Annotated in this window: 6 protein-coding genes; all 6 read left to right on the forward strand. The window is 43.3% G+C overall.

The window, feature by feature from the left end:
- The first annotated feature begins 6 nt into the window (after positions 1-6).
- The 6 genes from pntB (at position 7) to L1D11_RS17565 (ending at position 6,037) form a co-directional block, all read left to right on the forward strand.
- Complete coding sequence (gene pntB / locus L1D11_RS17540) at positions 7-1,404, forward strand: Re/Si-specific NAD(P)(+) transhydrogenase subunit beta (RefSeq protein WP_239834396.1); 1,398 nt, start codon at positions 7-9, stop codon at positions 1,402-1,404.
- Positions 1,405-1,650: 246 nt separating this feature from the next.
- The gene (gene vxrA / locus L1D11_RS17545; RefSeq protein ID WP_239834402.1) at positions 1,651-3,123 is read left to right on the forward strand and encodes a sensor histidine kinase VxrA; all 1,473 of its coding nucleotides are present in this window, start codon (positions 1,651-1,653) and stop codon (positions 3,121-3,123) included.
- Entirely contained in the window at positions 3,098-3,757 is a 660-nt protein-coding gene (gene vxrB / locus L1D11_RS17550; protein ID WP_239834394.1) for a response regulator transcription factor VxrB, read from the forward strand. The genes vxrA and vxrB overlap by 26 nt, the downstream gene beginning before the upstream one ends.
- Entirely contained in the window at positions 3,757-4,629 is an 873-nt protein-coding gene (locus tag L1D11_RS17555) for a DUF2861 family protein (RefSeq protein ID WP_239834392.1), read from the forward strand. Before vxrB ends, L1D11_RS17555 begins: the two co-directional genes overlap by 1 nt.
- Before the next feature lie 65 nt (positions 4,630-4,694).
- Entirely contained in the window at positions 4,695-5,843 is a 1,149-nt protein-coding gene (locus L1D11_RS17560; protein WP_239834391.1) for a conjugal transfer protein TraF, read from the forward strand.
- Positions 5,844-5,884: 41 nt separating this feature from the next.
- Positions 5,885-6,037: a YoaH family protein gene (locus tag L1D11_RS17565; RefSeq protein WP_004739134.1), complete on the forward strand. Its 153-nt coding sequence runs from the start codon at positions 5,885-5,887 to the stop codon at positions 6,035-6,037.
- Positions 6,038-6,305: the final 268 nt, after the last annotated feature.

Genomic DNA, 6,305 nt, shown 5'->3' on the forward strand with positions numbered 1-6,305 from the left:
TAATAGATGTCTGAAGGATTAGTACAAGCAGCTTATATTGTTGCTGCAGTATTCTTTATTATGAGCTTGGCTGGACTATCGAAACAGGAATCTGCACGTGCAGGTAACTATTACGGTATCACTGGTATGGCTATCGCATTGATCGCGACGATCTTCGGCCCACACTCGGCTGGTATTGTGTGGATCATCATTGCAATGGTGATCGGTGGTGGCATCGGTATCCACTACGCACGAAAAGTAGAAATGACGGAAATGCCAGAGCTGGTTGCAATTCTGCACAGTTTCGTAGGTATGGCAGCGGTATTAGTGGGCTATAACAGCTACATCGATCCACCAGCGGCAGTCTCTATCAACCCTGCTGATATTCATGCAGAGCACGTTATTCACTTAGTGGAAGTGTTCCTTGGCGTATTTATCGGCGCTGTGACGTTCACAGGTTCGATTGTTGCATTTGGTAAGCTTCGCGGCGTTATCTCTTCGTCTGCACTGAACATTCCTCACAAGCACAAATGGAACCTAGCGGCTATCGTGGTTTCAACATTGCTTATGATCATGTTCGTTAAAGCAGATGGCAGCATGTTCGCACTTATGGTGATGACACTTATCGCGTTCGCATTCGGTTACCACTTAGTGGCGTCGATCGGCGGTGCAGATATGCCAGTGGTTGTTTCTATGTTGAACTCGTACTCTGGTTGGGCTGCTGCTGCGGCAGGTTTCATGCTTGCAAACGACTTGCTTATCGTAACTGGTGCTCTGGTTGGTTCGTCGGGTGCGATTTTGTCTTACATCATGTGTAAAGCAATGAACCGCTCGTTCATTAGTGTTATTGCTGGTGGTTTCGGTCAGGAAGTACAAGTGTCTGAAGGCGATGAAGATCAAGGTGAACACCGTGAAACTTCAGCGGAAGACGTGGCTGACATGCTTAAGAATTCTAAGTCAGTGATCATCACTCCGGGATACGGCATGGCGGTAGCTCAAGCTCAGTACCCAGTACACGAAATCACTGAAAAGTTGCGTGCACAAGGCGTAAACGTTCGCTTTGGTATCCACCCAGTAGCAGGCAGGTTACCGGGTCACATGAATGTACTGCTTGCTGAAGCAAAAGTCCCTTACGATATCGTTCTTGAAATGGACGAGATCAATGATGACTTTGACGAGACAGATACTGTATTGGTTATTGGTGCGAATGACACCGTAAACCCAGCAGCCCTGGAAGATCCAAACAGCCCGATTGCTGGTATGCCAGTACTGGAAGTTTGGAACGCTCAAAATGTTATCGTGTTCAAGCGCTCTATGAACACGGGGTATGCAGGCGTACAAAACCCATTGTTCTTCAAAGAAAATACACAGATGCTGTTTGGCGATGCTAAACAAAGCTGTCTAGGCATTTTAGAGCACCTGTAAAGGCCGTTTTATAAAACATAACTAAGCTATAGGGGCTCTAATGAGCTCCTTTTTTATACGAAGAAAGGAGTACATTCTTTAGTATTACGACTATGAAATGGCGTAGTTCTAAAGCGTTAGATTAGTGCGCTAGCTCGCTTTGAGCGTATTCTCGCCAATTTAATGACTGTCAGTTTTCATTCTTACTATTTTTCAGCGGTTAAAATTTATCTTTGATAGTGAATGGTATATATTTATTCGATCTATATTAATTTGCGTTGGTTTACGATCATCAAAAGAACATTTACACTTCTTATTATTATGTTATCTGTCTCAGCAAACGCATTTGCTGACTCTTTACCTGAGCGTATCGATAGCTTTACCAAACTCTTTGATCATGAAACCGCTATTGAATCTTATGACATTCGATTGCTTCAGTCTGATTATCCAACACGCTTGATCACGCCTTCTTCAATGCTGCCGCAAACCGCAGAGTACCCATTAAAAGATATTCAACGCTTATACCAGTTATCAAAAACCTGTAGCGGTAAATTGCCGTTAAGCCCATTGATAACTGAGCCTTTGGTGTTTACGCGAGCGATGTGTAAGGGCACTAAATTGTCAGATCGTTGGTTTAGCCGTAGTGGCTTGATTCACCCTGGTGGTGGCTCTTATGCGGCGCGTTATGTTGAGAAGTACCCAGAAAAATTCGACTCTCTGAAACGTTATATGCATATTCAAGAGCGTCCGAATACTGAAAATGATGAGCTGCTGTCTCGCTTGCAACAAATGGATAACGAAGCCATCACCGCGCTGTTGGCCGGTGCTAGCATGTTTGTCGAACTCGACGAGATGTGGGTCAAACGTGGTGACAGATACTATCTATACAAAGAATCTGATTGGCATGAAAACGCCACAATAGCAGGATTGTCGTTCAGCTTATCCTCAGAAGGTAAGAGCTGTTTCGTACAACGTGGTAACGTGTGTTGGGAAATAGAAGATCACTCTGAACTGCTCCAGGTCGCAATGTTCATCTTGGTGATTGCCAACATCATGCTTGTGCTAGGTTGGGCGATATACCGTTGGAATAGCAAGAAACAAGAATTAAAGAGCCGAATGTTGGTTCTTCAAATCTTAACGCACGAATTAAGAACGCCGATTGCCAGTTTGTCATTGACGGTTGAAGGGTTCAGACGCGAGTTCGAAAACTTACCTGAATCGGTATATGATGAGTTTCGTCGGCTGTGTGAAGATACGCGCCGTTTGAGGCAGTTGGCAGAAGCAAGTAAAGACTATTTGCAATCAGACAACCAACCGCTGGCGACTGAGTGGGTACCAAGTGTCGAAGACTGGCTCCAATATAAAGTTGAAGAAGACTTTGCTCCAGGTATAGAACTTCGCGTAAACAAAGATATTGCTGCAAAAATAAACGTATACTGGTTAGGAACGTGTATCGACAACCTAATCAGAAATGCCGTGAAATACGGTGTTGCTCCAGTGATACTAGAATTGAATACTTCTGACAAGAAGCTGACATTCAAAGTTATAGATAATGGAGACTTGTCCCGCAAAGACTGGGGGCAACTAAGAAAGCCATTCGTTAGTAAGAGTGGACTAGGTTTAGGTCTGACGATAGTAGAATCTATGGTCGGAAAAATGGGCGGTCACATGACGCTAATCGGCCCCCCGACAACATTTATTTTGGAGATACCTTGTGAAACAGACATTGCTTCTCGTTGAAGATGATAAAAATTTAGCTGATGGCCTATTAGTTAGCCTTGAGCAAGCTGGTTATGAATGTTTACATGCTGAACTGATCTCTGAAGTTGAAGGCTATTGGGAACATGCGGACCTAGTCATCCTAGATCGCCAACTTCCTGATGGTGACTCAGTAGATTCACTTCCAGGTTGGAAGAAGAAAAAAGATATCCCTGTAATTTTGCTGACAGCATTGGTTACAGTGAAAGACAAAGTAGCGGGCCTAGATTCAGGCGCGAACGATTACCTGACGAAACCATTCGCAGAAGCTGAGCTGTTTGCCCGTATTCGTGCGCAACTTCGTCTGCCAGACGCTGAAGAGCAGGACGCATCAAAAGTTATCGCTCAAAATCTTGTTATCGACAAGGCAACACGTGAAGTGTTTTTCAATGAGCAAGAAGTGACGCTAACACGCACTGAATTTGATCTGTTGTTGTTCTTGGCAAGTAACCTAGGCCGTGTATTTACACGTGACGAACTACTTGATCACGTATGGGGATACAATCACTTCCCAACAACTCGTACTGTAGACACGCATGTTCTGCAATTAAGACAGAAGCTGCCAGGTCTAGAGATCGAAACGCTACGTGGCGTTGGCTATAAGATGAAAGCGTAATGAAAAAAGCCTTACTTTCACTATTAATGTTGTCGAATGTCGTTAATACCGCACACGCAGCAGATTGGTTTAAAAGCAGTGATGCTCTTACTCAAGTACACAAACATTTGTTGGATAATGATTTACCGCAGATGTTTGATTCTTTGGTGGAAGTTTGGCAAATCAATGCTTCTCAATCTAGAGAAGATCATCTCAATGAATTGTTTGACCAAGCGTTAAACAAAGATTGTGGTAAAACCCTCACCAAAAAAACCTTGCCTGACTGGATAAGTTCGGTTGTCGTCAAAAGGCACATTATTCAAAGCCCTGGCCGAGACACATTCCGAGTTTCAATTGATGTTGAATCTGAGCAAGGCATTCAAGATATTACCTTCGAAAAGTGGGTAGACAAGGTTGTCTCTTCCGATAGTGAATTCACGAAAGAAAGTGAAGTGGTCAATAATGCCACTGTCAGTTTGTACCGAAAGCGTTATAACCTAGCGTCGCAGTTGGATTCTGGTTTATATCGTCTGAATGTGAAAGGCGATGGTGGTAACTCTTGGAGCACATGGATTGTTCTGGGTGAAGTCGTTATGCGTCAGCAAGTGCGTTGGGCATCTAAAGATACATGGCGAATTGATAAAAAAGACTTACTTAACCCATATTGTCCGTTACCTAAGTTAGAAGTCGGTTTATACGACTATATCGACGATCACTATGAACAATTGTGGGGTAAGAACTATGAGTCGGATTATCCGATGAGCTTATCTGGTGAAGATTTGCCCAATGACCGATATGTTCTGGCTGTTTCTATGGTGCATTCACGCTGGCAAGGTGATATAGCGATAGAACAAGCGCAAACTATCAGTAAAACTTATGATATTTCTAGCTAAGAAGAGTTAAAGTAATTTAAAATTGTGCCGTTAACTATGTAAGGGATCTAACAAAGATAAACGGCATGAAAAAAACTACTAAACTACTCGCAGCGTCCATTGCTTTCGCCAGTCTTCCTATTTCAGCAGCAAACTACGCCATTGAAGCGCGTGGAGATGCGATGGGTGGTGCTGGTGTTGTTTCTGCAAACTTCCTAACTGCTCCATTCTATAACCCAGCATTGGTTGCCATTTACCGTCGAAACGATGACATGGGTATGATTACCCCAAGTTTTGGTGGTAACTACAATGATCCTAACGATATGAAATCAAATATCGATAGTGTTATTGACGCTTCAAATACCGCAGACTTAGATGCCGCTCTTAGTAAACTTGATGGTAATCAAGCAAACGTAGATCTGGGTGGTGTAGTGGCATTCGCACTTCCTAACCAGTTTGTTGCTGCGAACCTCTTTGCTAAAGCTTACACAGAATCTTTTGCAACACCTGACGTTTACACGACCGGTTCCGACACGGACAAAGTTGAGCTATCTACCGTTGAAGCGGTTTCAATCGGTGTAACTGAAGTTGGCCTTTCTCTTGCGAAGTACCAAACATTTATGGGGCAACACATTTCATTTGGTATCACCCCTAAGATTCAACGCATCTACACGTACAACTACATTGCATCGGTTAACGATTACGATCTATCTGATGTAAGAGAAAACAGCAATGGTGAAACTGCATTTAACATGGATGCGGGTGCGCTTTGGTTCTTCGGACCGTTCCGAGTAGGTGTTGCTGCGACCAACTTGTTTTCAAGAGATATTGAGACAAAAGATACAACCCGAACGTTAACCAGTAGCACAAGCGGTGCAACTCACCAAGTTGGCGGTAAATACGCTTATCAGCTTGAGCCAGTTTATACCGTTGGTGCTGGTATCGTGTCTGATTACTTCTCGTTAAGTGTTGATTATGATTTGAATGAGACAGAAAAGTTTACTTCATTCGAAGACAACGAGCAGATGATTCGTATTGGTACTGAAGTTGACCTGTTGCGTCAAATGCAGCTGAGGGCAGGGTACTACAAGAACCTCGCTTACTCTGATTCTGAAGGGACCATCACAGCCGGTATTGGCTTGTCGCCACTTAATTTGTTCCAGCTAGATCTAAGTGCTAACTACACAAACGAAAACGCAATGGGTGCATCTATCAATTTCCTTGCTAGTTACTAATAGTCCTTATATAGTTCTGCTCCTAAATAAAGGAGCAGAACATGCTAAACGACTTACCAACCCTTTCTCACGAAGAGCAACAAAAAGCTGTTGAACGAATCCAAGAAATGATGAGCCAAGGTGTTAGCACGGCACAAGCTATCAAAATCGTTGCTGAGCAAATTCGTGAAGAAATGAGTAATAAAGAAGAGTAGGGCGACAGCCCTTTTTTTAGGTTCATCGCGGATTAGCGGGAACTAAAAACAAAAAAAAACGGTAGTAAGTGATAGGGTTTAGTCGCCAAACAAAAATCATACACAAACTACCGTTTCCATGCCGAATCATACTTTCCTATCTTCATTCTGGGAAGGCTTTAAAATAGTAAAGTCTCACCAGACAGCATCACTTATTACCCTGACTCTTAAACCTAACTCTGAGGCAAAATGCCCTTGTGGTCTTGAGGCCGAGGCTATCCATGAGTAT

Source organism: Vibrio sp. Isolate32 (genome assembly GCF_022397955.1).
Lineage (GTDB): Bacteria > Pseudomonadota > Gammaproteobacteria > Enterobacterales > Vibrionaceae > Vibrio.

Bases quoted from the DNA above. Each gene is read 5' to 3' on its own strand.
- L1D11_RS17560 (WP_239834391.1), top strand. From the start codon at position 4,695: ATGAAAAAAACTACTAAACTACTCGCAGCGTCCATTGCTTTCGCCAGT.
- pntB (WP_239834396.1), top strand. From the start codon at position 7: ATGTCTGAAGGATTAGTACAAGCAGCTTATATTGTTGCTGCAGTATTC.
- L1D11_RS17555 (WP_239834392.1), top strand. From the start codon at position 3,757: ATGAAAAAAGCCTTACTTTCACTATTAATGTTGTCGAATGTCGTTAAT.
- L1D11_RS17565 (WP_004739134.1), top strand. From the start codon at position 5,885: ATGCTAAACGACTTACCAACCCTTTCTCACGAAGAGCAACAAAAAGCT.